Raw genomic sequence first — 18760 nt, 5'->3', positions numbered from 1 at the left:
TCCAGCCTAAATCGATTCAGAGGTGGCGGGGTGAGCGGGGTCGTCGGAACGAGCGCCGTCAGGCGACGGCGGCCGCCCTCGCGGCCCGGCCAGCGAGCAGGAAGGCGGTGATCGCACCGGTGACCCCGAGCAGCATCACGACGATCATCGGCACCGCGGTGGTCGCGCCACCCGAGCTGGCCAGCGGTGCCGAGACCGCCATGGCGATCGCGGTGAAGACGCCGAGCACGGCCGACGCCGAACCGGCGACCTGGCGGGCATGACCGGCCGCGAGGGCGCCCGCGTTGCCGAAGACGAAGGCCTGGGCGGCCATCAGCACCAGGAACCCGACGCAGGTGAGCACGAGCGGGGTGTCGAGCACCAGCACGCCGAGAGTCAGCGTCGCGACGGCGGCGGCAGCGAGCCCGAGTCCGACCGCGATCAGCCGTCGCGGCGCGAACCGGCCGACGATCCGCGCGTTGAGGACGGCCAGCAGGACCTGCGAGAGGGCGGTCGAGGCGAAGAACAGCGAGAACGGCAGCGGCGCCAGCCCCTTCTGCTCCTGGAGGACGTAGGAGGAGTTGGCGACGTAGGCCATCATCGTGAAGCCCGACAGCGAGCCGGTCAGCCCGTAAAGGACGAAGCTGCGGATCCGGATCACCAGCACGAGCCCGGACGCGAACCGCCGCAGCCCGCCGGCGTGACGACGTTCGGGCGGTAACGTCTCCCGGACACGGACGAGCGCCGTGACCACCATCGCCAGCGCCAGACCGGTCAACGCCCAGAACACGGTGCGCCAGCCGCCACCAGCGGTGAGGATGGTGCCGCCGACGACCGGGGCGATCATCGGCGAGAGACCGCCGATCGCCATCATCAGCGACATTACCCTGGCCAGCGCATTGCCGTGGGCGACGTCGACGATCACCGCACGGGCCACGACCGCGGCGACACCGCCGCCGAACCCCTGCACGACCCGGAAGATGATCAGGACCGCGATCGACGGGGCGAGCGCACAGCCGGCCGCGCCGATCATGCAGATCAGACCACCGGCCACCAGCGGCAGCCGTCGTCCGCGCTGGTCGGAGAACGGGCCGCCGGTGAGCTGGCCGAGCGCGAGCCCGATGAAGAAGGCGGTCAGCGTCAGCCCGACCAGCGACGCCGAGGTCTGCAGGTCGGCGGTGACCCGCGGGAAGGCCGGCGTGTACGTGTCGGTGGCGAAGGGCGGCACCGCGCTCTGCAGCGCCAGAGTCAGCACCAGCGAGACGGCGACCGGTCCGCCACGGCCCCGAGAGGACGCCCCGGCAGTCTGCTCGTGCCGCGGGAGGGTGCCTTCCTGCGATGTGGTCATGCCGGCACCGCGGTCGGGATCGGGACGAGCTGCGGAGTGATCATTGCGGCGCAGTCTGTCAGAGGTGTGCGGGGGCCCGTGAGACCTAGACCCGGCGTCAACGCCTAGCGACTGGCGAGCAAGAGGTTCGCCTTCACGAGGCGCCTGGCGCAGCTAGGTGCCGCATCTTCGGCCGAGACCGACGAACCTGATGGAAGTCCGACCCAAATTCGACCCGCCCTGGCAGCGGCTCCATCGCGCCAGCAGGTGTGCTGGTGAGTTCTAGCACATCCTCATCGACGACATGCCCTTGAATCACCCAGTAGCGCTATGCGTAAGATCATGCAATGACGGCGCCACGGAGGAAATTTCGGCTGAGTGGCGGCGAGCGAGAAAGTCTTGAACAGCTCAAATCCCGCCACAAACAGGTTCGATCACGACTTGCGCGCCTTCAATATGGACAGCTCTACGGTTCCCCATGGTCTGTCGCCGAGCGAGCCAAGGCCGCCAAACTTCACCATCAGATCAAGAGTCTCGAGAGACAGATCCACGCGGTCGCGTCGGGTCGACCTGTCTCCCGACCGGCACAGATGGGCTCGCGCGTCCTCCCGAGGAGCATCCGGTCGGTAGTGTCAGGCGGAGCGCCAGGCCTGGGAAAGCGTTCAACGTAGCCCGTACGGTCAGCTGCTTCGCCAATGACCTCCGCGCCCTCCGATCTAGACCCCGTAGGTAGGAACTGATAGTGACTCCCCCCAACTCGGCTCTCCGTCAGGCTGAGTCGACGGTTCCCACTCCCCCACCCCCGCTTCCCGATCCAGGTCAGGTCGTCGAAGTCCGCGGATCCACCTGGGCCGTGGCCGACGTCCGGGCCCAAGGGCTCCCCCGCAGCCCAGCCGATGAGTCGGCGGCCGGCCTGACACACGTCGTCACCCTCCAGTCATTGGAGGAGGACCGTCTCGGTGAGGAGCTCCGGGTGGTCTGGCAGCTTGAGGTCGGCCACACCGTCGCCCCCGACCAGGGTTTGCCGGAGGCGATCAACCCAGACGCCTTCGACGACCCCAGCACGTTGGCGGCCTTCGTCGATGCCGTTCGCTGGGGTGCGGTGACCTCGGCCGACGCCAACGCCTACCAAGCCCCTTTCCGCAGCGGAGCGAACGTCGAGGCCTACCAGCTCGAACCGCTCCGTCGCGCCCTCCAGGCCCCGCGCACCAACCTTCTTCTGGCCGACGACGTCGGGCTCGGAAAGACCATCGAGGCTGGCCTCGTCATTCAGGAGCTGCTGCTGCGGCACCGCGCCCGCTCCGTGGTCATCGTCTGCCCGCCCAGCCTTGCGTTGAAGTGGCAAGACGAGATGGCCGAGAAGTTCGGGCTCGACTTCGTCATCGTCAACACCGCGAGGATGGCTGAGGTCCGCCGTAGCCATGGCCTCAACGCCAACCCCTTTCGCCTCTTCCCTCGCGTGATCGTCAGCATGGCTTGGCTGGCCTCGCTCCGCGCCCAGCGACTGCTCAGAGACATCTACGCTCAGACCGGGCGCGTCAACAGCGCGCGGCGGTTCGCGTTCGACATCCTCGTCGTCGACGAAGCCCACCATGTCGCGCCCGCCAGCCCGAGCACGACCGGCAGCAACCGCGGCTACGCGGTCGACAGCCAGCGCACGATCGCCACCCGGGAGCTGGCCGAGCGGTGTGAACACCGGCTGTTCCTGAGCGCCACGCCGCACAACGGGCACCCGGAGTCGTTCACGGCCCTGCTGGCCATGATCGACGACCGTCGCTTCAGTCGCGGCGGACTGATCGACGCTGACGCTCTGCGCGACGTGACGGTCCGAAGGTTGAAGACGGAACTCAAAGACAAGGACTTCCACCCCCGAGTCGTTCGACGATTGCCATTCACGCCAAGCGACGATGAGCAGGAGGCCTTCGCCGAACTCGACGGCCTGCTTTCCGAGAGTGCACGCCGAAATGGACGCAAGCGGTCTGGCGACATCGTCGCGATGCTGCTGAAGAAGCGCTTCCTCTCCAGCCCCTACGCCTTTGCCACGACGATCAGCTTGTACGAATCCCTTGCGGGCGGACGCGGCCTGCCAATGCTGGACGACGAAGACGACTACTACGCGGAGGTCCTCGGTAGCGACGGCAGCGACGAGGAAGAGGGTGAACTGGAGCAGCCCGAGTTCACGGCGTTGCGGCAGAGCAAAGGCTCCGACCCCCTGGTCGCCGCAGCTCCGGGCCAGATCAGCCGATTGGCAACGTGGGGGTTCGGTTTCGAGCACCAGCCAGACGCACGGCTCACCGCGCTCATCAAGTTCCTCGACGGCATCTGTCGTCCGGACGGTCGCACGTGGAGCAACGAGCGCGTGGTGGTCTTCACCGAATACACGACCACTCTCGAGTGGATCGTGGACGTGCTCGAGCAGCGCGGCTATGGCGCGGTGCTGTCGTCCATCCGCGGCTCAACCTCGGCTGAGGAACGCGAGGACATCCGCGCGCGGTTCAGCGAAGACCCCAGCATCGAACCCATCCGTGTCTTGGTCGCCACCGACTCGGCCGGGGAGGGCATCGACCTGCAAGCGCACTGCCACCGTCTGGTCAACTACGACATTCCTTTCAACCCGTCCCGGTTGGAGCAGCGCATCGGGCGCATTGACCGGTACGGCCAGCCACACCCGCCGGAGGTCTATCACTTCGTACCCGTGGCCACCTCCACGACCTACGCCGCCGACCTCGACTTCATGGGCAGGATTGCCGAGAAGGTGGGAACGATCGCGACCGACCTCGGTTCGGTGAACCAGGTTGTCGACGCCGAGATCCAGGCTCGATTCAGCTCGACCACTCCACGCCGCGCCAGACGGGCGGCCGCTGACGGTAACGCAATCATCAACCAGACCCTGGCCGGCGGACTCGAACTTAATCGCCAGCTGACCGCACTGTCGTCCACCTACAGCGAGCGGAAAAACGCCATGCACCTCCGCCCGGCCAACGCCCGCCGGGTCGTCGACACCGCTCTGCGCCTGAGCGCCCAGCCCACCCTCGTGCTGACCGGCGACGAGCTGACCGATGCGGACGTGTTCACGGTTCCCGCCCTCAGCCCAGCCTGGCAGCCGGCGCTGCGCGGGCTGGACACCCGACTGCGGCCAGGAGCACCGCGGCCGATCACCTTCGACGACCGCGCGGCCCAAGGTCGTACCGATCTGGTGCACGTCCATCTGGGCCATCCTCTGCTGCAAAAGGCAGCCCGGGTGCTGCGCAGTTCGCTGTTCAGCGCCGAGTCCGAGCTCAGCCGAGTCACCGCGGTGGTCATGCCGGGTCTGCCGCAGTCGTGCCTCGCAGCCGTCTCGCGTCTGGTGCTGGTGGGCCGCGGTGGGCTCCGGCTCCACGAGGAGGTCTTCCTCACCGGCATCCGGATCCGTGGCCAGGCGATGGCCGAGGCGAAGGTGGAGGCGCTCCTGGACGAGGCACTCGATGCTGACGAACTGATCCTCGCCGATCCGGCCGTCCGGGGTGCGTCCGCGGGTCTGTGGAACGACCCCAGATCGTCGCTGCGATCACGCCTGCTGGCGGCCATGAGCACCCGAGCGTCCGACCGTCAGCGCCAAGTCGCGGAGCGGCTCATCGGACGGCGGGACGCCGACACAGCTCGCGCACACGAGATCTTCGGAGCCTTCCGGCGCAACCTGACCGCATCGCTCGCGGCGCTGCACCAGGCGGAAGAGGAAGATTCCCAACGCCTGTTCAGTGACGATCAGCGCCTGCAGCGACGGCGAGACGTGCACACGATGGAGGAACGTCTGGCCACGCTGGCTGAGGAGGAGCGCCGCGAGGTCGCCGCGATCGAAGAGCGTTACACCGACATCCGCCCGCATGTGTCCGCCGCCGCTGTGGTGTTCGCGCTCAACCCCTCCGACGTGGCCGACGGCAGGCTCGGCTGATGGCGCGGTCAGCCCAGCAGGTCGGGCGGGGCGTCCCGAGCGCTGTCGAACTACACCGTCGATGGCTTCAGCTGATGGCGACCGACGGGCCCTTCGTCGCCGTGCCGGCGTTGAAGCGAGTCTGGCCGCAGGGGATGCCGACCCTTGATCCTGAGGCACGTGCGGTGCTCGCCGAGACGAAGCCGGGGTTCGAGCAGGCCTGGGATCGTTGGGACCGCCGCCGGGAGGACGACAACAGCCTCAGCGACTACCGAGCAACGAGGGATCGCTGGGTTCAGACGGTGCTGCGAGAGGTCATCGGCTGGCAGGATCTCTTGGCCGCGGCGCAACCGATCGAGGGAAAGAGGCTGCTGCTACCTCTGACGCCGGCGACCTCACCAGACCACCGGATGAGCATCGAGGCAACCGCGGCTCTCGTTCGCGATGACCGACCGGCGGCGCTGGTGCTGGTCGTCGACCCCGTCGACAACCTGTCGGCGGTGCTGGACGATGGCTGGGCGGCCTCTCCACTGGACCGCATGGAGGGTCTGCTCCGCGCAAACGAAGTGCCGATCGGGGTCGTCACCGATGGCCGCTGGTGGGCGATCGTCTGCGCACGGGCCGGCGCGATGGTCGCCTCCGGGATCACCGACGCGCAGACCTGGACCGAGGAGTCCGGCGTTCGGGACGCCTTCGCCGCCCTCCTCTCCCGGCAGCGTCTGCTGGGCGGCCAGCCAGGCGACCGCCTGCCAGCGCTGTTTGCCGAGTCGGTCGCCGCTGCCGAAGAGATCACCGAGGCGCTTGGGGTTCAGGTCCGCCGGGCCGTCGAGTTGCTGGTGAGCGCATTGTCCGAGGCAGCACTGGACGCACAGGAGCGAGGTGAGCCCGATCCTCTGCCCGCCGATCGTCATCAGGTGTACGACGCCGCCGTCACGGTGATGATGAGGGTGGTCTTCCTGCTGTTCGCCGAAGAGCGGTCGCTGTTGCCGGGCAGCGAGCTCTTCACCGAGGGCTACGGGATCAGCGACCGTCTGACCGACCTGGACAACCGATCCCGCGACAGCGGACCCGACTCGCTCGACGCGAGCCATCTGACCTGGCACCGGCTGCTGGCGACCTCGCAAGCCCTCTATGCCGGCGCCAGCTTCGAAGATCTCAGATTGCCGGCTTACGGGGGCTCACTCTTTGACCCCAGTCGGTTCACCTTCCTGCTCGACCGGACCGCGAGGGGCACGCTTCGCCTGGCGGTCAGCGATCGGGTCATGCGCGAGGTGCTCGACGCCGTGCAGGTGGCCAAGCTCAAGGGACAGCCTCCGCGTCCGATCAGCTTTCGCGACATCGACGTCGAGCAGATCGGCTATATCTACGAGGGTTTGCTCGGTTACAGCTGCGCGGACGTCGAGGAGATCACGGTCGGGGTGCTGGGCGCGTCCGGGGCTGAGCCCGAGGTGCCGCTCGCGGTGCTGGAGTCGATCACCGTGAGTCATTCTGATCCGTCGAAGGTCGCCGAGGCGCTGATCGCCTGGGTCAAAGAACATCAACCGGCAGCCAAGCCGCCCAGCAAAGCTGCACTCGCCAAGGCACTGCGGCCCGGTGATGCGGCCGAGACAGAACTGGCTCTGCTCGCGATCACCCGAGACGATGATCTGCGCGAGCGGCTTCGCCCCCTCGTCGGACTGATCCGACGCGATCTGCGCGAGCGGTTGACCGTTCTGCTGCCGGGTGGCTTGATCGTAGTGGAGACCCCGTCGCGTGCGACGGCAGGGGCGCACTACACGCCACGGTCGTTGGCCGAGGAGGTGGTGGAGCACGCGCTCGAGCCGCTCGTCTATCACCCGGGCCCCCACCAAACAGGCGACCGAGACCAGTGGCGGAGGGTCTCCTCCGACCGCCTGCTCGACCTGAAGGTGGCTGACATCGCCTGCGGCTCCGGCGCCTTCCTGGTGGCGGCCGCGCGCTATCTGGCCGCCCGACTGGTCGAGGCATGGCACGACGAGCGGGTTGGGGTCGGCGAACCGCAGCAGCTCTACGTACGGGCCGTCCGCGAGGTGGTGGCCTCATGCCTGTACGGCGCCGACATCAACAGCATGGCTGTCGAGATGGCCAAGCTGTCGCTGTGGTTGGTCTCGCTCGACCCGAAACTTCCGTTCTCGTTTGTGGACGACAAAGTGCTGCATGGCAACTCGTTGCTCGGCATCACGGACCTTCGTCAGCTGAAGGCCCTGCACATCGACCCCGATTCGGCGCCGCCCCAGGCCAGCCTGTTCGACCTTGACATCGACGCCACCGTGGACCGGGCGGTCCGGCTTCGAGGGCAACTGGCCTCGGCCGTGGACGACGCCGACCCCCAACGGTCGGCGACCACCAAGCGGAGACTGTGGGCGGCCTATCGGGACGAGATGGCCACCCTGTCGACGGTGGCCGACGGGGTGATCGCTGCTGGGCTTGCCGTGGGCGGGAAGCCTGGCAAGGCCCTGAATGAGCGCTACACCAACCTCGCTCTCGCCGTCGCTGACGCCTTTCCTGCTCAGGGAGGAGGGGATGGCGGTGAACTCGATCGCATCATCGAGCGCGGTCTCACTCCGACCGTGGCCACCGACTACGACCGCTGGCAGCCGCTGCATTGGGTTCTCGCGGTGCCCGACGTGATCCAACGCGGTGGGTTCGACGCGGTGGTAGGCAATCCGCCTTTTCTGGGTGGGCAGAAGCTCACCGGGTCCATGGGGAGCAACATCCGCGACTGGTTCGTGACCCAGCTGGCCGGCGGACAGCGCGGGAGTGCCGATCTTGTGGCCTACTTCTTCCTTCGCGCCGCGCAAGTGCTCAATCCGACTGGGACGCTGGGCCTTATCGCCACCAACACGGTGGCCCAGGGCGACACCCGCCAGGTTGGGCTCGACCCGTTGGTGTCCAACGGCTTGACCATCACCCGAGCAATTCAGAGCCGATCCTGGCCGGCCGCCTCGGCGAACCTGGAGTACGCAGCCGTCTGGGGGACGTTCGGCCACGTCAGCGAGCAAGCCGAGAGGGTGTCGGATGATGTCCCCGTGCCGCGGATCTCAACGCTGCTGGAGCCGGCCGGCCAACTTGATGGTCACCCAAAGCGCCTTGCCGAGAACACGGGGATTGCGTTTATCGGATGCTACGTCTTGGGGATGGGGTTCGTGCTCGAGCCCGCCGAAGCGAAAGCCTGGATCGAGGCAGACCGACGCAATGCGGAAGTCTTGTTCCCCTACCTCAACGGCGAGGACTTGAATTCACGGCCCGACGCGTCTCCGTCACGCTGGGTGATTGATTTCGGCAGCTGGACAGAGGCTCGATGTAGAACCTTTCCGCTTCCTTTCGCTCGCGTGAGTGAAACAGTCAGGATCGAACGCCAGAGAAAGCCGAAGGCGGTGTCGAGTGCACCCTGGTGGCTCTTTCTTCGTTCTCGACCTGCCTTGCGCAAAGCCATCGCCGACCTCGACGAGGTCCTCGTCCTGACTCGCGTGAGCAAGACAGTGATGCCGGTCCGCGTACCGAATAGCTCAATCTTCAGCGACTCACTGGTGGTGTTCGCAACAAACTCCTGCGCCGACCAGGCTGTACTCTCATCGAGCCTCCACCAGATATGGGCCATCAAGTATGGGTCGGGGATGAGAAACGATCCTCGCTACACGCCCTCGGATGTCTTCGAGACCTTCCCGCGGCCAGCATCGAGCGAGGAACTCGCACGTCGGGGCCGGGAGCTTGACTCCGAGCGAAGGCAGCTCATGCTCAGCCGGCAGCTTGGGCTGACGAAGCTGTACAACCTGATCAACGATCCCGAGATCACGGATGAGGCGGACGCCGACGTCGCCCGGATGCGGGCGATCCACGTCGAGCTCGACCGGGCGGTCATGGACGCCTACGGCTGGGGGGACGTGCCGCTCGATCACGGGTTTCACACCTACCGGCAGATGACGCGGTGGACGGTTAGTCCGGCCGCCCGTGTCGAGATCCTCGACCGGCTGCTGGCCGAGAATCACCGCCGCGCGGCCGGCAGCGGCTCGGCCTCCGGGAGTGACCTCGACGACGACGAGCTGACCGACGAGGAGGTCATCGCATGAGCCCGTCGACTCGTCCAGCTCGTGAGAGTTCGGTCCGCGCACCGCAACCGGGGGCAGCGGCTCAGCGCCACTACTCACTGGCGCACGAGCCCGACGGGCGGTCCTGGACAGCCCGCGAAAATCTGACCGACGTGCTGCACCGGGAACTCCTCGGACCGTCGGAGGGCCCCGAGGAGCTGATCGAGGTCGCACCCGACGTCCGCTATCTGGTCGGACGGATCGCTCCAGTCCGACTCCTCTCCGGCGCAGCAGGAGATGGCGACGACGATGAGGTCCCCGACCTCGACCTCGCTGAGGCCCGCGATGGTCGCGGCGTCCCGGCCAGTGGAGTCGAGGAAGAGAGGCCGGACGGCAGCGAGGATGCCGCCACCGCGCACGGCATCGAGGACGAACCGCAGAAGCGCGGACTCATGATCCCTGCGTCGATGGGGCTGCGTTTCCAGGTACCCCTCGACCTCGATCACGTCACCGTCACCGCCCGCTGGGGGGTCTACCGCTCGGTCAAGACCGAGAAGGTCAGCGCCTCCGGCCGGCCGATTCGGGCCTACCAGCGCACCGATGTGGCCCTGCCGGTGCGGATGGCTCTGGGCGAGCTGACGCCAGGCGAGACGGCGTCGTACCCGCTCGTCGACGACGTCACACTTCGCGTCGACACCTATGCCGAACCGCATCGTGGATGCCGGCTCGTCGAGATCGCCCTCTGCAACGACCGCGAGACGCCGCGCAAGATCCCTATGGACGCCTGGATGTTTCAGACCGAGCTGAGCGTCGCTGCCGGCGGGGAAGCGGCTTTTCTACCGGTGACCGATGTGCTGGCCGATGACTGGTACGAAACGGACGATGAGCTCCGTCGGCTCAATCTGCAGTACCGCAAGCGGCTGGAGTTCGCCGTCGGACGAACCTGCTCGGCCGACTGGACGGTGGCCGAGGGTGCGCGCCGCGCGACGACCGTGCGCACGACCTGGCTGCCGACCAGCGAGACTCCGCAGACCCGTGCCGTCGAGATCGACGGAGCCCTTTTGGACATGACCGCCCTCGCCACAGCGGACGTAGCGCAGCTCGAGTGGGGCCTGCGGCCCATTGTGGACGGGTATCGCGCATGGCTCAATCAGCAGGAGCGTGAAACCGACGCCTTGCCCGACCACTTGCGTGCCGATGCCCGCGACGCCGTGATCGACGCCACCCAGGTCGCGGATCAGCTCGCTGATGGCCTCGCCTTCCTGCTGTCGAACGTGGAGGCGCGCCGATGCTTCGCCTTCATGAATCAGGTGATGGCCGATCAACGCATCCAGACTCAGGTCTCGGAAAGACGCACCGCCGACCCGAGGCTCAGCCGCGCGGCAGCGCGTGAAGCTGTGCTGGCTCAGGGGGCGACGCGGGCCCACTCGTGGCGCACGTTCCAGCTTGCCTTCGTCCTGATGCAACTTCGCGGCCTCACCGAACCGACCACCAACCGACGATCGGGGCACTTGGCGAAGGTCGAGCTGCTCTTCTTCCCGACCGGCGGCGGCAAGACCGAGGCCTATCTGGGGCTGGCTGCGTATGCCTTCGCCATCCGACGACGTCAAGGCGTGGTCGACGGCGCCGACGGGGCACTGGACGGACGTTCCGGTGTGACCGTGCTCATGCGCTACACGTTGCGGTTGCTGACCTCCCAACAGTTCCAGCGGGCGACGGCGATGGTCTGCGCGGCTGAGCTGATCAGGCGGTCCGACGAGGACATGTGGGGCACCGAGCCGCTCCGGATCGGCCTGTGGGTGGGCACCGACGTGTCGCCCAAGCGTTTCGAAGAGGCTGACGAGCAGCTGCGAAAGGTCAACGACGGGCAGTCGCACCGGCTCACCGTGCGCCAGATCCAACGCTGTCCCTGGTGCGGAACCCGCATCGATCCGAAGAATGTGCGAGCCGACGGCGGCCGCCGACGCGTGCTGATCTTCTGCGGGGACGACCTCGCGGAGTGCCCGTTCGCCGACGGCGGCTCGGTGGTCGACGGGCTGCCGGTACTCACTGTGGACGAGGAGATCTACCGCCTCGCGCCAGCCTTTGTGATCGCCACGGTCGACAAGTTTGCGCGACTGGCTCGTGAGGGTCACGCTGCGGCACTGTTCGGCTATGTCCGGCAACGCTGCGATCGGCACGGCTTCGTTCACGACGACTACCTGCCGTGCAGCCTCAAGGACGGAAGCAAGCACCCTGCCAAGGACGGGCTCCCGGCGGCGGCCCTTCGCCCGGTCGCGCGGCTGCGCCCGCCGGACCTGATCATTCAGGACGAGCTGCACCTCATCACCGGGGCGCTCGGGACGACCGTCGGGTTGTTTGAGATCGCCATCGACGCGGTCACGACCTGGCGCAGCGCCACCGGCGAGCGTGTCAAGCCGCTCATCGTCGCCTCGACCGCCACGGTCCGCAATGCCGCCGACCAGATCCGCGGGCTCTACGGCCGCGGGGTCACGATCTTCCCGCCCCAGGTGCTCGATGTCGCCGACACCTTCTTCTCCACCGAGGTGCCGGTCGACGAGCACCACCCCGGCCGGCGCTACCTCGGCATCAGCACCACCGGAGTCCGGCTAACTGCGGCCGAGGTCCGGATCGCTGAGGTCCTCCTTGCTGCTGGTCAGTTCTTGCTCGACCACGGTGGCGTCGAGGCCGACCCCTACCTCAGCCTCGTTGGCTATTTCAGTGCCGTACGCGAGCTGGCGGGTATGACCCGCTATCTCAGTGACGACGTCCAGACCGCGCTCGCCAAGGGCCGTCCGTGGACCGGGCTGCCCCGGCGCACCGGCACCGATTACGGCAACCTCAACATCGCCGAGCTCACCTCCCGCGTGGCGAGCGCCGACATCACCTCCACCCTCGACCAGATGGCCGTCAGCTTCGATCCCGCGCAGGACTCCACAGCCAGCAAGGCCCGCTTCCGGTCGTCGGCGGACACCAAGGTGAAGATGCCGGGCCGGGAGCGGCAGCCCTACGACGCCATCCTGGCCACCGCCATGCTCCAGGTAGGCGTGGACGTCACCCGGCTCGGCCTGATGCTCATGGTTGGCCAACCGAAGAACACCGCCGAATACATCCAGGCGTCCTCCCGGGTCGGTCGTGACCCCGCGCGACCGGGGCTTGTGGTGACACTCGGCAACTGGGCCCGGCCTCGAGACCTCGCGCACTATGAGCAGTTCCGGCACTATCACGAGACCTTCTATGCTCAGGTGGAAGCTCTCTCGGTCACGCCCTTCTCGGCGACCTCCATCGAACGTGGACTCGACGGGGTGTTGGTCAGCGTCGCCCGCGTGCTCGACGCGGCCCGGGCTGATGGGCTGTCTCCGGAGAAGGCGGCCTACAAGGTGGAGGACGAGCACAGTCTCTTGGTCTCGATCATCGACACGCTCACCGAGCGCGCCCTCGCCGCCTCGGGCGAAGAGAGCGCGGAAGCGGTCCGGCTCCGCTTGCTCAACCGCCTGGGCCAATGGCAGAAGCATCGAGCCGCCGAACTGGCCAAGAACAAGGTGCTGGTCTACGAGCGGGTCACCGACACAAGCGGCCAGTCGCCGCTCATGATCAGCGCAGAGAAGGCGCGCTCTCGCTCTGGGCAGGTGAGCGGTGCCCCGTTTGTGGTGCCCAACTCCATGCGCGAGGTCCAGCCGGAAATCAACTTGCTCGTCAGCCCGGTCGCCGACAAGCTCTTTGCGGCCGAGCCGCCCGGCACTCGCCAGTTTGTGCTGCCGACAGACGGAACCGAGGCGTGAGCCAGTGACTGTTCAGCCACCACCGGTCGGGATCGCTGGCGATCAAGTCCTGCTTCCGGCCAACGAGCCGCTGGACCCGCTAGGCGATGCGGAACGCGTGTCCACGGAAGGCTCTAAACGAAACTTTGCTCGCGTCGGCTCGGGCCGGCCCTCGTCGCTGATCTTCACGTACGGTCCGGGCGCCATCATGGATCTGCCGCAGTTCACGATCATGCCGGCCGGTTTAGACGATTGGGATCGGATCTGGAGACGCCGCGACGGTATCCCCCGTATCCACGCCCCCCGTCTGCTCGAAGTCGTCCGGCTGATGCTCGGCCCTCAGGTCGAGCAGCTGCGGCCCTTCCCTTGGCAGCCCGCTCCGAACACGCGGTCACGCGAGGGTGCTGACCTCGGCGTCCCGGCCCGGGTCTTCCCACAATGGCTGCGGTGTACGGGCTGTGATCTGCTCGGGCCGTTACCCAAGTTCGACTACCGCAACACCCATCCCTATCGCGCCGACGAAGCCCGCTTCGAACACGCCAACTGCCGCGGCCGAGCGGCCGCACGAGGCGTTGGCCGAGGAGCGGCAACGCTATCTGGAGCACGGCGCACCGCCGTGGCAGCCCGCTATCTGCTGGTCTGCGCCGACGGGCACGTCGACGAGTTCCCCTATCAGCTCTGGGTACATCGCGGACAGCCTTGTGAAAAGGCCGAGGCGCCCGTATTACGGATGACCGACAGCACGGCGGGACGCGGATCGGCGGTGATCACCTGCGACTCGTGCACGCTGCGTCGGGGGATGAACGAGGCCCTGGGCGAGCTGGGGCGGCTCAAACTGCCGAGATGCCGCGGGCGGCACCCGCACTTGGACAGCTTCAATCCCGCAGGCTGTGACAACGAGACCCGATTGATGCTCGTCGGGGCGTCCAATCTGTGGTTCGCAGCGACGCAGTCGGTGATCGTGATGCCGCAAACGAAGGCGGAAGCCGTTGATGATCTCGCCGATCGGATCCGGATCGAGCTGGCCGACGAGTTGGACGACTACCGAGCCAACCCAAGGCTCGTACGCGGTCGGCTCAAGCAGACCATTGACATCTCCGAGGTCAGTGACGCTGAGCTCGAAGAGTTGTTGGCCCGGGCGTCCGCCCCGGTGATGGCCGAAGACGAGCGGCGAGCTCGCCAGGAGAAGTGGAGCCCCGTCGATCTCCTGGTCCCCGAATGGCGCTATCTGCAACGGGAGCCACTCGGCGCACAACACGACGACCCGAGCGGTCTTATGCTCTCCACGCGTCCGCTCGGCCGATCGATGCCGACGGGTGTGGCTCGTGTGCTGGCCGTGGACAAGTTGCGAAAAGTCAACGCCTTGTTCGGCTTCACGCGCATCGACGAGCTTGACCGTGTCAACGATCTGGGCAGCCGCCTGGTCCCGCTGGCACGGGCGAGACCCACGTGGACCGTAGCCACCGAAGACCGCGGCGAGGGCGTTTTTCTGCAGTTCGATGAGCCGTCCGTCGCCCAGTGGGAGGCCGAGATCGCCGACTCGGAGATCTGGCACGCTCACCGCGAGGCTCACTGGCGCAACTACAGAAACCGCATGTCGGAGACGGCGAAGTCTGTCGACCCCGACGAACGGCTGCCGCCACCGCGCTATTGGCTGCTCCACACCTTCGCTCATCTGCTGATTCGGGGCATGGCCATGGAGTGCGGCTACTCTGCCGCGAGTCTCAGTGAACGCATCTACTCCTGGCCGGGTGTTGGGGATCGAGAGCCAGCGGCAGGGGTGCTGATCTGCACCACCGCGTCCGACAGCGACGGAACCCTGGGCGGCCTGGTGGCGCTCAGCCAGCCGGACCGGCTGGCTCGGGTGGTCGAGACGGCACTCCATCGAGCCAGACGCTGTTCGTCTGATCCGGTCTGCGCGAGCCGCACCCCGCGCGATCCCGAAGACTTCCTGCACGGCGCGGCCTGCCACTGCTGCGCGATGGCTTCGGAGACCTCCTGCGAGCGCGCCAACCGGTTCCTCGATCGCCGTTTCGTGATCGACCTGCCGGGGAGCAGCCTTGGCTTCTTCAAGTGAGCCTTCGGCCAGCGGAGCGATCGTCGAGCTGGGACGGTGCCTGACGGGGACCGAGGCTCGAAATCTCGCCGACGGGCTGGTCGCGGGTGAGTCGTTGACGGGGAGCCTCAAGACGGTCGATCCCTCGCGTCGGGCCACCATCCGGTCCCTCATCGCTCAGGCGGGATTGCCCGATCTGGGCGCTGTGGCCGCGGTGTGCCGAGCTATCGAGGGGGCGCGCTCGCGAAGCACCCGCATCGATCCACTCTGGACGATGCCTGGCCAGTTGGCGCAGACCGGCCCGCTGACGAGCTCAATTCCTCAACTCGTGAACAACGCGCGCACGTCCATCGTGTGCTCGACCTACAACTTCCAGCAGACCTCCGGGCTGTGGGCAGCCTTGCGCGAGGCAGCGCAACGCGATGCGATGCGTGTCCGCGTCTACCTCGACACTCAGGCTGCTGACCCAAAGAGCGGGTGGACGCCGCCATCGCCCGCGCAGGTGGCCGAACATCTCGCGCCAGCACGAGTGTTCCGCACGAGGTCGCTCAACGGAAAGCTCGTCCGCAACCACGCCAAGTACCTCGTGGTTGACCATCGTTTCGTCCTGGTGACCAGCGCAAATTTCTCGAAGAGCGCCGAGTACGCCAACGTTGAGTTTGGCGTACGTATCGACTCGCCGAACCTCGCCGAGTCGGTTGAGCGCGACATACTTGCGGCCGAGCCTGTGCTCTATGAGCGGGTATTTCCAGATGCCTGAAAAGAGAATGGGCACAAAGCCAAAACCGGACCAACCGACCCATCGCCAAGTGCACCTCAGAGGGGATCATCGTGAGCGACTCGCTTGTCCAAGGTGAGCAACCACCAACGTCTGAGTCGGCCGAAGTTGCGCTGATCCAGGTCGCCGAAGACGTCGCGCTCGTTTTCGGAGCCCAAGCGCCGGCGTGGCTCGACGTCCAACCCTTGGTCGGTGTGACCGCCGAGGAGCGACGCCAGCTCGTCGATGCGGCAGCGGTCAGTGTTGGCCTCGCGAATGCTTTGGCTCAGGTCGGCGGGGGCGTCACGGCTGCGCAAGGGCTGGTGCACCTCGCCCCGGAGACCCTGGCAGCGTTGCAGACCCTGACGCCGATGGTGGGCACCGGCGGCAACAACCTCGGCGTGCTGGTGGATGCAGCTGGGAAGATCGGGCACGTTGTCCGATGGACGCCTGCCGCCGCCCCGTCGGCCGCGACATTCGTGGCCAGCATGGGGACCTCCGTCGCGTTGATCGCCATCCAGATTCAGCTCGCTCAGATCAGTAAGAAGGTCGACGCCAACATCGAGCTGACCAAGGAGGTCCTGGCCGAGCTGACCTGGCAGAGCGACGCTGAACTGAAGGCTTTGATCGCTGACGTTCGGCGAGCCTACGGCGAGGCAATGGCCATCGGGGCTGTCACCGAGGAGATTTACGCCGAAGTTCGCGGTAAAGCGCACCTCCTCGACAAGTCGCGACGAACTCTTCTTGCTCGCGTGACCTCCTACAGTGAACGGCTGGGCAATGCCGGGTCGAAGGATGCCCGCCGCAAGTGGTTGATCGAGAACGCCGAGAAGAGCCTGGCCGACCTTCAGTCACTCGTGCAGATCCAACAGAGTGCGTACGTCGTCCGGGCGCTTCGAGCCGAGTTTGTGTCAGGGGCTAACCCGACCGAGCGGGGGCAACAGCTGGTCACCCGCATTCGCGATGAAGCCCGAACCGAGTACGACGGGACCATGGAGCAGGTCACGTCGTTGGCAGATCACCTCCAACGTCAACTCGGTTTGATGGCTGAGGACGGTGACCGCAAACTTGGACGGTTTAAGTCGGCTCGCGAAGCCAGAGCACGAGCTGAGCTGATCAGGTCAGGCATCGTGTCCAATTTGCCGGCGCTGAAGACCGAGGAACCTACTTCTGCCGTCTTGATGGGTGTTCCAGAGAAGGTGCGTCGAGCGGTCCGCATGCTGCCGTTGATTACCGGTCGCAGAGAGCATGTGCAACTGGCTTCAACCTGCACCACGGAATCTTCATCTCGAGCGCTGCTGTTCGTCCTTGACGAACGCATCGTCCTCACCGCAGAGAGAGATTTCTTCAACTCTCACGTCTTGACTCACGAGATCGACGGTGACTCCATTCGTTACGTGCGGACTCCCACGGGCACCCGACTTGTCGAGATGGCTACAACTGAGGGCGCGTTTTCCTGGGAATGGCCCACCGGAGAGATGTGGAAAATAGTTGCCTGGGCAAATCAACTGCTGGCGTCGCGCATGCGCTTGCCCGTAGCGGAGGTACCCGCGCCCCCCGAATCGCTGGGTCGCGAGGTGGAGCGCGCGATTCAAACGTGACCCCGAGCGCATATGCCACGCAACTCCCCCGGCTCTCAAAGTACGATCCCGAGGTCCTCGGTGAGGGCAGCCTCGACCCGATGGGAGTCGCAGCGATCGCGGACCGGATCGCGGACCTCCTCGCTCCGGGTCTACGCGCTCGAATGAGCCATCCACGTTTCGTCACCCATTCGGCCATCGGCGCATTCGCCGGGATGGAGCATCGCGGCACGGTGGCGGTTGACCATGCCACAACGCCGGACATCGCCTTTGAGTGGATCACGGTCGAGGCCCTCGTCCGACGCTTGAAGGATGGCGACCTGGTAGGTCTGCCCGGCAGCCAGAAGGCCAGGCGCGCTATGCGGGCCAACGAACGGCTGAGCCTTGGGCGCTATCTTCGCGGCCCTCGCGTCTTCGGCTTCACTGGCGTCTACCGTCCGTTCTCCCTGGACTCCGGTGTGCTCGAAACCGATGGCAGCCCGGGTCGGTCAGCCGAGGAACTGGTGCTCGCCTGGGAGGCAGATCAGGACATGTCGGGCTTCTTGGCCGAGGCCTCTGGCTCGGCTGGGGCGCAGCTCCGGCAAGAGGCTTCGAAGTACATCGGTGCGTCGCTTCAGGCCGGCGAGTGCAACTTCCCGCAGTGGGGATGGATGGCGCAGCAGTTCGCCCGCACGCTGACACCTGGCGGCGCTGGTCGGCGGGAGCGAGCCGTACTGAGCCGCCTCATCAACAGCGACCGCCACGAGGCGCGACACGTCATCGCCAGCTTGCTCAGCGCTGAGCCTCCGCCCCGCGAGATGCCTGAGCACAAGATCGCGGGCCGACTGCTGCCAAAGTCCCATGGCCGGGTCCGCGACCTGCTCACTGCGGCCATCGCGTACGAACGTTGCACTGCGCTCCTGACCAATACCTTCCGTCGCCTCCTGCGACACGGCGTCGTCCAAGCTCAGGGGGTGATCCGGAACAGTCCGACGGAGCAGTTGTCCTTCGCCGACCGTGCGTCCCAAGATCTTCACGGGCTCGTCGACGAGGCGGTCACCCGCGTCGGCGCGATCGATCAGCGACTCGGGGCAGAGGTCGAGACTGCGCTGGCTGCCTTCCGAGGCGGTCGCCGCACCCCGGACTTCGTCCAGGAGCTTCTGAACCGGCACAGCGCCGTCCAGGCCGAGAAGGGCAGACGGATGTGGGTGGAAGAGGTGCGCGACGGATTCGTCGTCAGACCGCTCTACCGAGATCAGCGTGTCCCGGACGACGACACCACCTGGATACACCCGATGCGGTTACGCACGATCACTGACTTCCTGCGAGCCACAGGATGAGACCGACCCCGTTGCTCGACCTTTG

Annotated in this window: 8 protein-coding genes; 7 read left to right on the top strand and 1 reads right to left on the bottom strand. The window is 66.6% G+C overall.

What is annotated here, in order from left to right:
• Positions 1–58: 58 nt before the first annotated feature.
• Positions 59–1327, bottom strand: a complete 1269-nt coding sequence (locus FHX74_RS02645) for a Bcr/CflA family efflux MFS transporter (RefSeq protein WP_182558509.1) — start codon at positions 1325–1327, stop codon at positions 59–61.
• Between the two features lie 721 nt (positions 1328–2048).
• Between FHX74_RS02645 and drmD the strand changes: the two genes are divergently transcribed.
• From drmD to FHX74_RS02610, 7 genes are all read left to right on the top strand, one after another.
• Entirely contained in the window at positions 2049–5237 is a 3189-nt protein-coding gene (drmD, locus tag FHX74_RS02640) for a DISARM system SNF2-like helicase DrmD (RefSeq protein ID WP_220483394.1), read from the top strand.
• Between the two features lie 74 nt (positions 5238–5311).
• Positions 5312–9304 (top strand): DNA methyltransferase, encoded by a 3993-nt coding sequence (locus FHX74_RS02635; RefSeq protein WP_220483393.1) that lies wholly within the window; start codon positions 5312–5314, stop codon positions 9302–9304.
• Positions 9301–13044 (top strand): DISARM system helicase DrmA, encoded by a 3744-nt coding sequence (drmA, locus tag FHX74_RS02630; protein ID WP_182558506.1) that lies wholly within the window; start codon positions 9301–9303, stop codon positions 13042–13044. Before FHX74_RS02635 ends, drmA begins: the two co-directional genes overlap by 4 nt.
• 4 nt (positions 13045–13048) lie before the next feature.
• Complete coding sequence (gene drmB, locus FHX74_RS02625) at positions 13049–15100, top strand: DrmB family protein (RefSeq protein ID WP_220483392.1); 2052 nt, start codon at positions 13049–13051, stop codon at positions 15098–15100.
• Positions 15084–15839: a DISARM system phospholipase D-like protein DrmC gene (gene drmC, locus FHX74_RS02620; RefSeq protein WP_182558505.1), complete on the top strand. Its 756-nt coding sequence runs from the start codon at positions 15084–15086 to the stop codon at positions 15837–15839. Before drmB ends, drmC begins: the two co-directional genes overlap by 17 nt.
• Positions 15840–15910: 71 nt before the next feature.
• A complete protein-coding gene (locus tag FHX74_RS02615; protein WP_182558504.1) occupies positions 15911–17437 on the top strand; it encodes a hypothetical protein in 1527 nt (508 codons plus the stop codon).
• Positions 17434–18735 carry a hypothetical protein gene (locus FHX74_RS02610; protein ID WP_182558503.1) on the top strand — a complete coding sequence of 434 codons (1302 nt, stop codon included), beginning with the start codon at positions 17434–17436 and terminating at the stop codon, positions 18733–18735. Before FHX74_RS02615 ends, FHX74_RS02610 begins: the two co-directional genes overlap by 4 nt.
• The last annotated feature ends 25 nt before the right edge of the window (positions 18736–18760 follow it).

The organism is Microlunatus kandeliicorticis (assembly GCF_014137855.1).
GTDB classification, from domain to species: Bacteria; Actinomycetota; Actinomycetes; order Propionibacteriales; family Propionibacteriaceae; genus Microlunatus; species Microlunatus kandeliicorticis.
Note: the sequence above shows the minus strand (reverse complement) of the source record. Positions and strands in the feature narration are given on the sequence as shown.